The following is a 15743-nucleotide window of genomic DNA, read 5'->3' on the forward strand; positions in this document are numbered from 1 at the left end:
TCATTCATTAAGAAAGTAAAATGGAGGAGATTAAGCTTGTGGGGGGCGGAAGGTATCAGATAAAGGAGTATATGGTACAGTGCTCTGATAATATGCGATGAGTGGGGTGGATAGGGCGTAAGAACGGAAGTTGTACGAGTAGAGATCATCGATATACGACACCCCGTATTTTTCTTTTCCAGCCGTGCCGTTGTTTTGTTGCTGCTGGTCCCGTTCCAGTTGTTTCTTCAGCTGACATTTACCATTACAGTGCATTTCAGGTTTGTCCCTGTTTTCGCACAGTACGCTGGCAATATAGCCCTGGTTGATCTTATATCCAAGCACGATCAGGTACTGGCTACAGTTCTGTAGCAGTAATCCTGTAAAGAGCGCTATGAATAAAAAGTATCTCACGGGGCAAAAGTAGGTAAAATATTCACTTTTATTTATGACTTAACGCATAAAAAAAAGCTTATGCCGTAAGACATAAGCTTTTTTATTATGTGACCGGCGACCGGCATTTATTGGGCGAGCATAAATCTTAATGTCAATCCCCCTCTCGTGCTCACTATCGGGTATGCTGTAGAGATCACCGGTATCGTCTGCCTTCGGTCATAGAAGAACCGTAAGTTCAATCTATTATTCACCACATAATCTATGGACGGCGCTATTCCTATTACCTTCTGTCCACTGGTCGGTATCACCAGGTCCGCATCCAGTTTATTATTCACTGTCTTATCATCACGCAAACTCAAATCCAATCTGAAGTTCATATCATTCGATACCTTCTTACCCGTCTGTTCACCAAAGAACTTAAACTTCACATTCCTGATACGATAGCTACCACCCATCGTGATCTCTGTAGAGCGCAGCTCGGTCAATTGGTAATCGATCAGACTCAAACTCAGTGAACGGCTCTTCTTAAATTCCACACGCAGGTTCAGGCTGCTGGTAAATGTCATATCCACCCCGATCAATGGTGCAAACTGCTCTGTCATGGTCAGGTTCGGTACCAGGAAGTAAGGAATGTAGTTACCAGACACCGTATCAATGAATCCCGGGTAACCTGCCAGTCTTGGATCTTCATATAACAACGCAGAGTTGTAAGAACTCATGCTCAGGGAACCTACATATGCATGTGTGATAGAGAAGTTCGTAAAGAAGTTCTTGAACGGATCTAACTTAGCCAGACCATTGTAGGTCACCCGCCAGTTTGGACGAGGTATATAATTACTAAATGGATTACTACGCACATTTGCAGGACCACCATTCTTCAACAATCCAATCTTTTCCGGATCCTTACCAGTATATGCTGCAAGGAAGGCGGGAATCAACACATCCTGTGCATAACGGCTATAACCATATCGATACTCAGGATCCTTAGTATTGTACGTGGGTGTACCAGGAATGCTATTATAAGGATTAGATGCCGCCAACCGGTTAGAGATCGTTTTACGATAACGTTCAAAGTCCTGGAAAGTGGTTGTCGTTCCCGTCTCTGAATCTATCTTACCAAACATCGTCTTCACAGCTACATAAGAGATCTCAAATCCACCCGCATCATATGGGGTGAGGTGTTGGTACCCTGCAGAATCCATGTTCTTAAACAGCTCCGTATGTGTCTTTGTAAATGACTTGGTCATACTCAGATCTATACGCCAGTCGTTATATGGCTCCAGCTGTGCCTGCACCTGCAGTCGTTGTGTGAACTGCTGCTGGAACTGTACGTTGAAGGTGGTATCTGGTGTGATCAACCCTTTCTTTGCAAAGTCATCCAACCATGCTTTTGTCGGTTGCTGTCCAGTCACAAAACCTAAGCCCGGAGTAAAGTGTGCCCAGTTCATACCCAATGCCTTCGTACTATCTATATAACCCGGCAACTTCGTACCACTGTTTTCTGAGTAATCCACATTGATGCGTTTCAACATCAACAGTGGTTTCATCACTGCTTTCAGAATGGGGGATATCTCTACATCAGCATTGGCTGGTGCTGCAGGCTGATTTTTGCCTGGTGGCTGTTTACTATTATTATTGTTTTGCGGTCGCTTCGTCGTCGATGTACTAAACTGTCGGAGGAACTTAGACCGGTTATACAGATCAGAGAATTTGAACTCTGCCATCACGGTTTTGTTCTGTGTATTCTCGATGGCATTACCCAGGTATTTAGCGAGTAATGAAGCACCCGTCCAGCGATAGTCAAAGCTATACCCCAATGCTACATTCGTCCAGCTGGTCAGTGGCAGTTTGGCAGTAGGCAGTGTATAAGTGATGTTCGCAGAATGATAGTAGTTCGTTGTTCTACCCAGTTTAAAGAAGTTACGCCACATGGTATCTTTCTTTGCTGCAGTGTTCAACCTGCCTGTTGGCTCATCGATACGTGCGTTGTTCACCGCGTTGAAGTCAAGACTGATACTCCTGGTCAGGTCCCATTTCACACCATAATACCTGTCGAACGTGAAGTACTTGTTATATGTTTCCGGTAACTTAAACGTACCATCACCACCAACGTTTCTGATACGTGTTGCACCAAACTGTCTGGTGATGTCTGCCCTGAAACTAAGCAGAGAAGGTACATAGTTGAAGTTAAAGTCTTTCACCAGATCCAGCCATTTCGTTTTCGTCTTGAAGAGTTTTTTGAACGGCGTCACATATTTTGGCTGACCGGTAAAGGTATATCCTAAGCCACCTCTGTGCTTGGTGAGCACGTCATTTTCAATGATCGGTGAGTGGGCCAATGACTGAGAGAATGAATAACTGATGTCGAAGTTTTCCAGATCCCACAGGTGAAATTTCTTTCTATTCGGATTCACCCTGCGGATGTTGGTAAAGTTCAGACTCTTGATAGAGGTAAAGGTTTCTGCAGCCTTGCGGATGGAGTCACGCTCATAGTCAGACTTCGCCATACGCATTTTATCTTTCAGCTTGATGTCGAGGTCATACGGATCATATTCCGGACGGCTCACGGCTCTTGAGTAACCTGCATATACAGGAATGACCAGGCCCATTTTCTTTGGTAAGAGTTTACCTAAGTCAAGGTTTGCAGCAGCATCGTATTGTGTATAGTTATCTCTGAAGCGTTCGTTCACACGTTGATCCAGGTTACCAAATCCGGCAGTATGCATATTACCTGAAACCGTGACAGTACCCAGGTCCGCCAGTTGCAGATCCAGTCTACCCATACCTGCATAACCACCTTTTTCATCCAGCCCTGTCAATCGCAATTCATTGAACCAAACCTCACCACTCTTCTTCAATCCATTATCCTTTGGATTCGTTACCCCCAACAGGATGGTACGTACATCACCCAGATTCGGATTACCGATTACGCTCATATAATTCGTACCGTCAGACTCTGTATATTTCACCAGTGCATTACAGCTAGCGCAATTATTACGACGCAATTTCAGATCGGTCAGTTTGCTCAGGAGGATGTCCATATCATTCACTTCCGGCCAGATATTAGTCGGGTTATTTGGCTGATCCCAGGTAGACACTTTCAATGGCACCTCGTACTCGTAATAGTTTTCAACGAAGTCACTACCGATCCTCACAATTGCTCTCAGTTCGCCATCTTTCAGTGAGTTCTGATCTTCTATTGCTTCAGCATGCAGGTACATTTGTAAGTGCTTGTACTGACGCAGGTCCATACCCAGGTTCTTCGTTACACCACGGCTATCGCCATCTTCCAAGCCAGTGAGCTGTATTGACATGGATTGTTCATTCAGCTGTAGGGTGGTATTGTTGGTACTCACAGTATTCTGACGTGTTACGCCAGGAGGCAGTACATAATTAATAGGTTTACGTGAAGAGTTCTCTTCGATATTTACGGCAGTCAGGTTGAAAGAAGTGTTCCCATCGTTCGGAACAGGATCACCTGCCTGCAGTTTATAATTGTACTGACGCCATTGGTTACGCACCAGTTGCAGTTTACCAAAACGTACTACAACAGAGTCCTGGAAGTTCGTGAGGAACATACGCATAAAGCGGATGGACTTGAAGTCAGGAATAGCGCCTACTTTCTTATCATATTTATCAATCGGCACTTTGAACTGGTACCAGGTTTCAGTTGTCTTTCTACCATCTGCCAGTGTTACATCTGCCTGAATCTTATCCACAATGTTGTTGGTACCTACTGCCATGTTTGGACGCAGGTTCACTCTATACTGGAAGTATTCTTCTGTTTCATTCAGCGTGTTATCCCTGTTCAGATCTTCTGTTTCAGGAATGTTTGTCGCTGCCATGGAGTAAGTGGAATTATTAGATACAGGTGAGTTACCTTCAGGGTTGCTGTATCTCTTGTAACGGATCAGGATGTTGCCGCTATCATAATCACGGTAGTGTTTGTAGTCATCGTTCGCAGCATCCCTGGCAGCCTGTTGGTAGATGACAGAAGCAGTACCAAAGTTAGCCGCCAGCCTGGTCAGGTAATCTTTGTAGTATGTCTGTTCATAACTACTTTCCAGACCATCATAACCAACGTCCTGGTATTTACGGATGGCAGGGTCATTGTCGAATGCCTGGGTGATCTGCTGTTGGAATTTAGGCTGACGTCCCCATTCAGTAGAGTCAACTTTGTCCAGACCAGTAGTAGGATCCGGCATACCATTCTCGAAGAATTTATGAGAGTCCTTCAGTACGTCTTCAGATATATTACCGAGGTTGAAATACAACTGACCACCTGTACTATTTATATTATCGATAAAAGGATCCTGGATCCAGAATTCGATGAACTCTACGTTGCTGGTTTCAAAGTCACTGTTGTCCAGTGCACGCATGATACCACCCCATTTCTTCTGTGGATCTCTCAGTTTACCATTTGCATCCACACTATCCCTTCCCGCAGTAAAGTTGTAAGGACCTCTTTCTGTAGGATAATAGGCTAAGTCAAGGGTACTTAACTGTGCCTGACCGAAATCGGTGGACTTATTCGGGAATATTTCCTGCTGATACACCAAACGGGTACGATGATCAGACTGCACTGTTTTAGTAATACCATCAGGCAAACCAGATGAATTCGGGATCTGCAGCGTAGGTTCGATAATGTACCAGGCTAATTTTGCCCTGTTTGCACCATACCTGAGCTGGTTATTTGCCTCTGATTCCGGGAACAATGTAACACCGCTGCTATCACTTGCCTGTGAAGGGGTAGATGCCAGTGCCCAGCTGGTAGCCGGATACTTCAGGTCATAACCACTCTGTGAACCTTCAAAGTCATCGATGTATACCTGTCCCTGACTACTACCTGCTGCATTTACCAGTTTGCTGTGGCCTGGGAATAACTTAGCCACCTCACCTGTGAACATAATGTTGGAAGGGGTGGTACTATTAAAGTTCGGCAGTTTATTCAGGAGGCGTGTCAGTGCTTTGGAAGGAGAATTATAGTTCACATCGAAGCCGATCACCGTGTTCTTGATCGGGTCTTCTCCGTAGTTTACTTTCTGATAGTAAGGTCGCTCACTCATACGGGCGATGGTAGAACCTACACTCAGTTTGTCATTGACCACATAGTCGAAACGGGTACCAAAGTAGTTACGCACCTGTGTTCCAAATGAAGCATTGTTTTCAAACTGTACATTGATCGCCTGCCCGGAAGCCAGCACACCTGAGTTCACGATCTTGATACGACCCAGGTTATAGTCAATAATGTAGTCAACGTTTTCACGGAGCAACTGTCCACCCGCAGTTACAGTTACCGAACCCTGCGGAATGTTGTAACCACCTAACTGAATTTCGGAAGAGTTACTGGATTTATAAGTACCCTTTAAGAGATAGCGGTTTAATTGCGGGAACTGTTGTGCGACAACCTTGATGGAGTCATACAACACCTTGAACATATATTGTTTCTCCAATGCCGGGTTTCCACCAAAGGCTTTCTGGATACCCTGTGCAAAAGGTTCCAGTTGTGGGAACATCACACGTCCTGTATTGGAGTTGATGGTATATCCTTCCACATAGTCAAACACCCCATCCGGTTGCGGGTCATTCTGGTTATTCAATCTATCCAGGTTCAGAACGGAGATCAATGGCGCACCAGCCCACTGCCCTGTCGCATCCGGCAGATAGCGTTTATCACTGGGTGTACGTGTTTCAGTACCTGGATCTTTATAGTAAATATCCAGACTAAAGTCAGCCTTATTGATCTGGTAAGCACCTGTGGAGTAGATGTTTTTCATCATCAGGTCCCAGATAGGAAGATTGGGTCTGGCGGAGGTTGCTTTCAGGAGTTTGAGGAAGAGGATCTTCTGGTTCGCGCTATTATTCTGATCTGGCGGTACATCCTGTGAGAATTCACCGACCTGGTATACACGGCCATTGTAAGTATATTGATAAGCGACTGCCAGTACTTCATCGGCCTGTAACTGTTGGTTAAGGGAGATGAAACCCAGCTGTCGGTTCAGGGTATATTCTGAGGAATCGAGCTTACGGGCAAAGGTTTTTTCATATTCCTGCACTCCCAGTAATCCCATGGATTGTAACCGGCTGACCACCGTTCCCGTATACCGGCTGGCGGCATCAGAGATCACATTGGTGTAGAGGTTGTTCGTTCCATTCGCTGGCAGATGAGCCCCGGGAGTTACCGTAACCGTCTGATTATAAGGCGCATATTCTGCTAAGTCCATCAAACCGACGATGTCGCGGGTATTGGTAGTGGCACCGGTTTTATTGGTTACCCATACTTCAATACGGTTGATATACGACAGTGATTTGATCACCGGCAGGTTGCTCATGCTGTAGTTAAATGTATCGCGGAAGAACTGTCCGAGCAGGAAGTGCCGGTTATCTTCATATTCGTCTGCCCTGATCGTGAAATCCTGTACCTGTGTACCACCTTTGATGAGGAGGTTTTGCTTCTGGGATTTCTGGTTAGAGAGAACGGAGGTGACGGTGAGTCGGCCAAACTGCAACTGGGTTTTGATACCAAACAGTGATTGCACCCCTGAAATGAGGGTGCTGCGGAGTGGAAAACTCACGTTACCGGCTTCTATCTTTTTAATGATTTCATCGTCGTAGCCGGTATATTCCAGTTTGATCTGGTTTTCAAAATCAAAGGTGGATTGTGTGTTATAGTTAGTAGTAATTTTCAGTTTATCGCCGATCTTACCCGTCAGGTTCATATTGATGTTCATATCAAAATCGAAACCGCCGGTTTTCCTGGCTTGTTCGGTGAGTACCGGGTTTTTGATATTCTGCCCCTGGTAACCGAAGGTCAGTTCAAGGCTACCCTGAGGGCGGATATCCACTTTACTCCCCCCAAAGATCCTGTCAAACAGTTTACTGCCTTTATACAATTCGGGTCCCGAATTCTTCTGATTCAGGGAGCCCAGGGTGCTGGCTCTTTTCTGCCAGTAATCCTGCTCACTTTTCTGTGCCTGTAACCTGTTGAATTCTTCGAAGCTGAGGAGAGTAGGGTTGCGGTAATAGTGATCGCCTATCTTTTCTGATACCGTGTATTCTTTGGTAACAGGATCATAATCAACTGACTGAGAGATATTCTTAGGATCTTTGAGATCGATTTCATTGCGTACAGGATCAGTAATACGGGTGCCGAATCTGTCTTTGATGGGGTACTTGAGGGTATCCCGTTTAACAGTATCTTTCACCGTGGTATCTTTACCGACAGTATCTTTTGGTTGCCAGTGTTGTTTATAAATATCGCTGCTATAACCCGAACGATTCCTTGCTGCAGTATTAACAATAAAAAAGGAAGCGACTCCTATTACTGCTATAGCACCATAATTTGTCTTCCTTGACAAGAGAAATAGGTTTTAATAGAGGTCAGGGTAAAAGTATACAGACCTGTAACTCCCCCTAATAACCCATCTTATTGAAAATGAAGGGTTACTATGGTCATTTCAGATCTGACATAGTGGTTTTGCTTTCAGTACCGTACAGTCTTTTTCCTTCCAGAATTTGCAATAGTGGTCCTGCTCAGTACTTATTTCATAGCGCAGGCGGGCCAACTTGACCTGGCAGCCGGCAGCTATAATTAAAAATAAAAATCCAGCTTTAATAGGTGCTACGCTTACAGACTTTTTAACGACTTTTTGATCAGTCCTTCTAAATCCTGCAATTGTGGTTCTGCTTTCAGTACTTTGTTTATAGCCTGTTCTGCTACATTACGGGCTATTCCCAACGTGACTAATGCATTTAACGCATCTTCCTGCATTGTATTGTTTACAGCTACAGATATTTGATGGCCAATGTCTTTTTGCTTTTTGATCTTATCTTTTAACTCAAGGATGACCCTTTGAGCTGTTTTAGTGCCAATTCCTTTAATGCTCTCCAACATCTTTGCATTCTCCATAGCGATAGCACGTTGAATATCTTCTGGTTGTAAGGAAGATAACATCATCCGGGCAGTGTTGGCACCGATGCCGGATACACCTATCAGCAAAAGAAATATCTGGCGCTCCGCATCGTCGAAAAAGCCGTATAATGTGTGGGCGTCTTCTTTTATATGGAGATATGTCAGCAATTTACAACCGTCCAGACCCTGTATGCGGGAGTACGTATTTAAACTGATCTGAACTTCATATCCTACCCCCTGAACATCTAAATGTACCATGGCAGGGGATTTATAGGACAGTTTTCCGTTTAGGTAAGCAATCATACAGGATTATTCAGGATTCTAATTTGTTGGCAAACCTAAGGATTTTTGGGAAGATGGGAGACGGGTATTTTGGCTTATAAGCTACATTTCCAAATTCTTATGTATTTTTACGGCCTGTTAAAACATCTATTTTATTAATATGAACAAAATAACGGCCGCTATTACTGCGGTAGGTGGGTATGTACCGGATTACGTTCTCTCTAACAAAGAGCTGGAAAAGCTGGTTGATACTACTGATGAATGGATCATCACCCGTACAGGAATTACAGAAAGAAGAATTCTGAAAGGCGAGGGGAAAGGGACTTCTGAGTTATGCGTACCTGTAGCGCTGGAAATATGCCGTAAAAGGGGGATCACACCTGCTGATATTGACCTCATTATTGTAGCTACTGTCACTCCCGACATGGTATTCCCTGCCACAGCGAATATCGTAGCCGACAAGATCGGTGCAAAGAATGCCTTCGGTTTCGACATCGCTGCAGCCTGCTCCGGTTTCCTCTATGCGCTGGATACAGGCGCCCGTTTCATAGAAAGTGGACGTTATAAGAAAGTAATGGTGATCGGTGCAGACAAAATGAGCTCCATCATTGACTATACTGACCGTACTACCTGCATCATATTTGGTGATGGCGGCGCCGGCGTTCTGCTGGAAGCTAATGAGGAAGGTTATGGCCTGATAGACAGCGTGCTGAAAAGCGATGGCCATGGCCGTGAGTACCTGCACATGAAGGCAGGTGGTTCTGCTAAGCCTGCTTCTATCGAAACCGTTACTAACCGCGAACACTATGTGTACCAGGAAGGTAAAATGGTATTCAAATATGCTGTAGCCAACATGGCAGACGCTGCTGCTGAAATCATGGATCGCAATAACCTGACTTCCAATGATATCGCATGGCTGGTACCGCACCAGGCCAATAAGCGTATTATCGATGCTACCGCTCACCGCATGGGTCTGCCAGAAGAAAAAGTGATGATGAATATTCAGCGTTATGGTAATACGACCGCTGGTACATTGCCGCTATGTCTCTGGGACTATGAGAAACAACTGAAGAAAGGAGATAACCTCGTATTAGCTGCTTTTGGTGGTGGATTCACCTGGGGTGCCACCTATTTGAAGTGGGCGTACGATACCAAATAATAAATTACGATTTTTATAGTTGGCCACACAAGCCATTTTCCCCCCCGCTGTTGATTGCTGATGCCATAGGTATCAACAATCAACAGCGGTTATTTTTTAAATGATTCATTTTTAACTAAATGAGGGCAGTGCATAAATTAATTGCAGTTGCTCACCTGCTACATTTGCCCAAATCTGCCCACCCATCTTATCCATAAAATCTTTACAGATTATAAACCGCATTGCCAGCTCCTCCCCTTCTCCCTGTACACTATACACCGCATCTTCGTACGCAAACAAACCAGTGGCCTGCTGTGCCGTCAGTACTGTCGGAGTACTGATCACCATCACCTTCACCCTGTCTGCTTCCTGCGTTGCCACTACTTTTATATCTTTCCCAAGCGTAGCAGCACCCTGCAATAAACTTCTGTGTACAAAGTGCAACATCTCACAATCTCCTGCTACCTGCAATCCTTCCGGAATATCTGTCAATACCCCGGTGAACATTTCCCTTAGATCACAAGGCGCCGGAGCATACACAAAACCGGATAATTGTGACTTGATCCATCGCAGGATATTATCAAAGATTTCCAGCGTCTTCCTGCTGCTGTTCTCCGTATCCCGCATCAGTTGCTGTCGCAACACCGGATCTGCATCTCCATTTCTAAATAAAGCAGACACCCTGATAATATTCTGTAACGGCTCCCTGAAATCATGTGCTACTACAGAGATGAGCTTGTTTTTAAAATCATCCTGCACCTGCAACTGCCTGTTCTTGTCCGAGATTTCCGCATTCATATTTGCCAGCAGTTCCTCCTGTTGCCGCAGGTACCGATAGCTGCGATAACGGGTAAATGTAAACCCACCCAATATCATTAATACCCCCAGCAAAAAAGCAATCAGTTTTCGTCTCGCTAACCTTTGTGTATTGGCCCTCGCCAGCTTTTCCGTTTGCACTTTATTACTGAGATGCCATTCATTCAGCTCCTGTTCTTTCAGAAAATAATCCAGGTAATTCACATGCCGGCTATCTTTCATCACCTCCTGCCTGTCAGTGAGGGTCCAGAGTTCATGCCCATATTCTGCCATTTTCGGGGCATTGTGCACCTTTGTATAATAGCGGTAAATGCTGATCACCTGTGGCAACATGAGGTCTGTATAACCGGCTATTTTGCCCAGGGCATAGATCTTTTCTTTGTAAGGAATGACATCCAGCTGATACCCTGAGTTGTAATAATTTTCAATGTGCTGCAAAATGTCGATCGCGACATAGATCAATCCTTCTTTCTGCGCTTGTGTGGCCAGTGAATTGATCCATGCCACAGCTTTTGCCTGTTCTCCTTTTCTGAACAAATTATCGGCTTCGAATGCATGTATTAAATACAGATCTCTGGCACATCCTGCATAATGACCTGCAATCTTTTTTGCTTGCCGGATCGCCCATTGCACAGAATCTCTGCGCGTGGAATCATTGTCGAACCGCGTTGCATAATTAATGAGCACCAGGCTATAAATCGAATCATATACCAGCTTCTTTCCTATATCCATGGCCTGATACAGGTATTGCTCCCCTGTTTCATTCATGCCTGCCATACTATGGAATATACTCATGTTCATAAGCACCTGGCAGGTATTGCTGTTATCTTCCAGTTGCCTGTAGTATACCAGTGCTTTGCTTTCGTATTCAATGGCCTGCTTCATGTTTGCCTTGAGTGCATAGGCAATACTGAGATTATTTAAAGCATCTGCCACACCTTTCCGGTAGTTCAATCTGTTCGCCAGGTCCCTTGCCTGCACGGCATACCAGAAACAACTATCTGCATTGCTCAGGTGCCACTTCATACTCAGTTCATTCAATACATCCGTGTACACCGTACTATCCTCCTCCGCCACCAGTCGCTGGCGCAGTTGCTGTACGGCGCTCTTTTGAGCACACACCACCTGCGTGATAAGGAGCAATATGACGATTAATTTTTTAAACACGGTAATGTATATGAAAATGTACTTCCTTTATCCGAACGATTTTCTGCTACGATCGTTCCACCCATTTTATCCATAAAATCCTTGCAGATGATCAGTGCTAATCCTGCACCTCCCCTGGATTGTTGTGTTCCTTTCTTTTCAGGGCGGTATTCAAATAGCCGATCCTTCATTTCTTCCCCAATTCCTTTCCCTTCATCGGCGATGCTCACAGTTACAACACCATTACTGGTAGTAGCAGTAAGGGCAATCGTACCTCTCGCCGGACTAAACTTAATCGCATTGTGCACCAGGTTTCGATGTACAAACTGCAACATCTCTTTATCTGCCAATACCTGTATATGAGGAGGCACCTGTATTATCACCTGTACCTGCTTTTCCAGCATTTCTTCTTTCATACCATCCATCGCTTCTTTGATCAGATCAGCAGGTGTACAGGGCAATGGCTGATACACAAAACCACTGAGCTGGGTCCTGATCCAGCGAAGAATATTCTCAAAGATCTGCAAGGTATTTTCTGCATTATTCTCCAATCGTCTGAACAACGCAGCAGCTTCCTGTACAGAGAAAGCACCTTGTTGCAGGTAAGCAGTAATCTCAATAATCTGAATCAATGGAGAACGAAAATCATGTGCAATGAGAGAGATCAGTTTGTTCTTGAAATCATCATGTGTACGTAACAGTGCATTTTTTTCACTGATCTGTTTATTCATTTCCCGCAGACGACCTGCATTCTTATGGGAACTGCGATGAGAGCGGTTGATATCCAGCAGCAACAAAACCAGCAGCACTAACAATACGATCAAACAAACGATAACGAGATAACGGATCCTTGCTTCCAGGGATTTTCTATCCAGTTGTTGTTGCTGAAAATCGTGTTGCAATTGTAATTGTCGTAGTTGTTTTTCCTGCAGGTAATAATCCATGTAATCCTGTTCACCCTGCGAACGGCTTTGTTCATACAACTCCGTAATATCAGCCATCAGATCCGCATAATAATTTGCTGCTGCTGTCTGATGCCGCAGTTCATAATAGCGATAAAACTTCGCTACCACTGGCAATACAATTTCCCTGTAACCACCTTCCAGCCCTAGTCTGATCACTTCTTTCTGATAGATCATGGAGTCTGCACTATGTCGTTGTATACTATAATCTGCTAACTGTGCATAACCATAGAGGGCATGATAAAGGAATCCTTTTTTCAATGCTATTCGCACCAGGTCCTGTACTTTAGACACAGCTAATGCAGTATCTCCTTTATCATAAATTTCATCCGCCTGTAGCAACCCAGTATAAATGATCATACGGGTATGCCCACCTTTCATAGCCAGCTGATAAGCATTGGAGAGGTATTGACTGGCCAGTGCCATATGTGGCGTATCGTTGCGATAAATGAAATAGTAATTCGCCATTACTGCGGACATCACACTATCATTACGCATGCGCATGGCCATGTTCAGCGCCTGTTTGATGTAATCTTCTGCTTCTTTATGCTGGCCCTGGTAATGCTGGTACACCCCAAGTTTAATATTTACGAGGGTCATACCAGTGCTATCTTTCAGTTCTCTGAACAGTTTTAATGCATCGAGGTAAAAACGAAAGGAGAGATAACTATTGTCGCGATAGGCATAATATCCTCCCAGTCCCCTGTATACTTCTGCTTCTCCCCACTTAAAGCCAATGCGCTTGGTTACGCCTCTGGCCATGGTCAGGTATTGAAAACAGGTATCCAGCTGGCGGTTCTGGTATTTCTGTGCAAGTGCTATTAATATGCGGGAATAAACGACACTGTCTTTGGTAACAGGCAAGGTATTTTTTAGTTGCTGAATCTGGCCAAAAGCCCCTTCACAGCGAACAAGGAGTCCGACAGCCACTACTACACTGTAAAATAGTTTCCCTTTATAGTTCCCGGAGATCAAATGCCTTGTAGCTAAAAAGCTATCACGATTTTATAAGGGACAGGTCTATGCCCATTTTTGTCAAGGCCTGCACCCCTGTTGGGGTAATGTAAAAATGTTTATTGTCAGCACCATCCTTTGCAATCCAACCTTTTTCTATAAAGGCGGCTGCCAGCAATTCTCCCAGTTTACCGCCAATGTGCTCATAACAAAACTTTGCTGGCTTTGGCACATCGTTCGTTTCCTTTTTCATATTCTGCTGGTTTAGATTTCAAATACCAGTCCTCTCGTCTTTAGTTCTTCGTATTTCAGTTTATCAAACCGGTATAGGTGTGCACCTTTCTTGGAGGTGGTTTTGTCCTTTTCTTCCAGTTTTTCCAATATATTCATGGAGAGGATCTTCTTTCTGAAGTTGCGTTTGTCCAGCTCATGTTGAAAGATCTCTTCATACAAGCTGCGTAGCTGTGACAAAGTAAATTTCTCCGGCAGCAGTTCAAAACCGATGGGATGAAAGTGCGCATTGTCACGCAGTTTCTTCAGGGCATCGGCGATCATTTGCCTGTGGTCAAAGATCAGGTTAGGAATTTGATGCAGTTCCAGCCAGTGCGCACTATACGTCTGCGAAGGAACATGCTCCTGCTCTGTAATGCGGATCAACGCATAGTAAGCCATCGAGATCACTCTTGCACCTGAATCGCGCCCTACATCTCCATAACACCCTAATTGATCCATGTAAATGTTTTCCAATCCCGTGGTTTGTTTCAGTACGCGGGCAGCAGCATCGTCTACACTTTCATCTTTCTGAAGAAAACCTCCCATCAGTGACCAGTCTCCCTGCATGGGATCTACTTTTCGCTGCATGATCAGTAATTTCAGCCTTCCATTTTCAAACCCAAAAATTATACAGTCTACTGCTACCAGGTGCTGAGGAACATTTGCATAAAATGATTGTGCACTCATTGAAAATTAATTGTCTGCGTGGTTGACGGCCCTCTTAGTTATTGCAGCTGGCAAGACCGTGAACCCTGTTGTTTTTCATCTATTAGCTGCAAAGATGCTACATTTTCCTGCTACTTCCGGCACCAGAAATAACTTTTACTAAAACGACAGCCACGTGGATGCGCTGCCAATATTGGACTGGTATAGCTATTTCTTCGCGTATTCGCTATAATCAGTACCCGGAATCTTCGTCACACCGACCTGTCGTAATAGTGTGACCAACTGGCCCCGGTGATAAGTAGCATGATTGAAAACGTGCATCAGTATTTCTATAACGGTTAATTTACCATATTGTTTCTGGCTGTTGTAATAAGCTACCGTATGGGGTAATTTTACGGGGTTGATCTGCTGCACCATTTCCAGCAATTGCCGGGATATAGTGAGCCACTCATCACAAGCCACCTCAAATGTACCCTGAAACTTAGGTGCCGGCTTCTGCGTCTGCTCCACCAACTCTATTCGTTGCTTCCACACACTTTCCGCATCCCACACATGATACACCGTCTGGCGTATGCTGGGAAAACTACTCACAACCTCCTGATCCAGCTGCGCTTCCGTTAGCTTTTTCAGTACCGTCACTAAGCGCTGATTGGCCCAAAGGTGGTAACCAGCCAGATTGAGTACGACTTCCTTCAATATTATTGAGTTTTTATTACCTTCAACAAAATACCGAAATTTTATACAACAGTAAAAATATATATGACACCCATTACCATCAGGAATGTACGAATAGAGGATTGCCCACGCTTATTGGAACTGATCAGGGAACTGGCGGAATACGAGAAAGCACCACATGAAGTGACCGTAACACTAGAACAGTTCACTGATGCCGGATTTGGAAAAAGCCCTGTCTGGAAAGCTTTTGCAGCTGTAGATGGAGATCAGATCATTGGGTTTGCCCTCTATTACATCCGCTATTCTACCTGGAAAGGTTGTCGTATGTACCTGGAAGACCTGCTGGTGACAGAAAGCTATAGGGGCAAGGGGATTGGTAAAATGCTGTTTGACAAGCTGTTGGAAGAAGCAAGGACCCAAAATTACAACGGCATGGTTTGGCAGGTACTGGAATGGAATGAACCGGCTATTAATTTTTATAAAAAATACGATGCCAGCTTCGATCCTGAGTGGTGGAATGCCAGCATCAGTTTTTAATCATCTT

The 15743-nt window shown here is 44.5% G+C and carries 10 protein-coding genes; 2 read left to right on the forward strand and 8 right to left on the reverse strand.

What is annotated here, in order from left to right; all coding sequences use genetic code 11:
• Window positions 1-30: 30 nt before the first annotated feature.
• The 3 genes from BW716_RS20895 to ruvA all read right to left on the reverse strand — a co-directional run bounded on the left by BW716_RS20895 (window position 31) and on the right by ruvA (window position 8590).
• Complete coding sequence (locus BW716_RS20895; RefSeq protein ID WP_083725594.1) at window positions 31-393, reverse strand: hypothetical protein; 363 nt, start codon at window positions 391-393, stop codon at window positions 31-33.
• 107 nt (window positions 394-500) lie between these two features.
• Window positions 501-7733, reverse strand: a complete 7233-nt coding sequence (sprA, locus tag BW716_RS20900) for a cell surface protein SprA (RefSeq protein WP_083725596.1) — start codon at window positions 7731-7733, stop codon at window positions 501-503.
• 269 nt (window positions 7734-8002) lie between these two features.
• Window positions 8003-8590: a Holliday junction branch migration protein RuvA gene (gene ruvA, locus BW716_RS20905; RefSeq protein WP_083725598.1), complete on the reverse strand. Its 588-nt coding sequence runs from the start codon at window positions 8588-8590 to the stop codon at window positions 8003-8005.
• Window positions 8591-8729: 139 nt separating this feature from the next.
• Here ruvA and BW716_RS20910 point away from each other — a divergent pair, with 139 nt between their 5' ends.
• Entirely contained in the window at window positions 8730-9728 is a 999-nt protein-coding gene (locus BW716_RS20910) for a beta-ketoacyl-ACP synthase III (protein WP_083725600.1), read from the forward strand.
• 111 nt (window positions 9729-9839) lie between these two features.
• Here BW716_RS20910 and BW716_RS20915 read toward each other — a convergent pair whose 3' ends face one another.
• The 5 genes from BW716_RS20915 to BW716_RS20935 form a co-directional block, all read right to left on the reverse strand.
• The gene (locus tag BW716_RS20915; RefSeq protein WP_083725602.1) at window positions 9840-11690 is read right to left on the reverse strand and encodes a hypothetical protein; all 1851 of its coding nucleotides are present in this window, start codon (window positions 11688-11690) and stop codon (window positions 9840-9842) included.
• Window positions 11675-13606, reverse strand: a complete 1932-nt coding sequence (locus BW716_RS20920) for a tetratricopeptide repeat-containing sensor histidine kinase (protein WP_083725604.1) — start codon at window positions 13604-13606, stop codon at window positions 11675-11677. The genes BW716_RS20915 and BW716_RS20920 overlap by 16 nt, the downstream gene beginning before the upstream one ends.
• 22 nt (window positions 13607-13628) lie before the next feature.
• Window positions 13629-13838 (reverse strand): ArsR family transcriptional regulator, encoded by a 210-nt coding sequence (locus BW716_RS20925; protein ID WP_083725606.1) that lies wholly within the window; start codon window positions 13836-13838, stop codon window positions 13629-13631.
• Window positions 13839-13849: 11 nt separating this feature from the next.
• Complete coding sequence (locus tag BW716_RS20930) at window positions 13850-14545, reverse strand: NUDIX domain-containing protein (RefSeq protein WP_083725608.1); 696 nt, start codon at window positions 14543-14545, stop codon at window positions 13850-13852.
• A gap of 186 nt (window positions 14546-14731) precedes the next feature.
• On the reverse strand, window positions 14732-15220 hold the full coding sequence (locus BW716_RS20935; protein WP_179091208.1) for a DinB family protein: 489 nt from the start codon (window positions 15218-15220) through the stop codon (window positions 14732-14734).
• Between the two features lie 63 nt (window positions 15221-15283).
• Between BW716_RS20935 and BW716_RS20940 the strand changes: the two genes are divergently transcribed.
• On the forward strand, window positions 15284-15736 hold the full coding sequence (locus BW716_RS20940) for a GNAT family N-acetyltransferase (RefSeq protein ID WP_083725612.1): 453 nt from the start codon (window positions 15284-15286) through the stop codon (window positions 15734-15736).
• Window positions 15737-15743 lie beyond the last annotated feature (7 nt).

This window comes from [Flexibacter] sp. ATCC 35208 (assembly GCF_001975825.1).
Lineage (GTDB): Bacteria > Bacteroidota > Bacteroidia > Chitinophagales > Chitinophagaceae > Chitinophaga.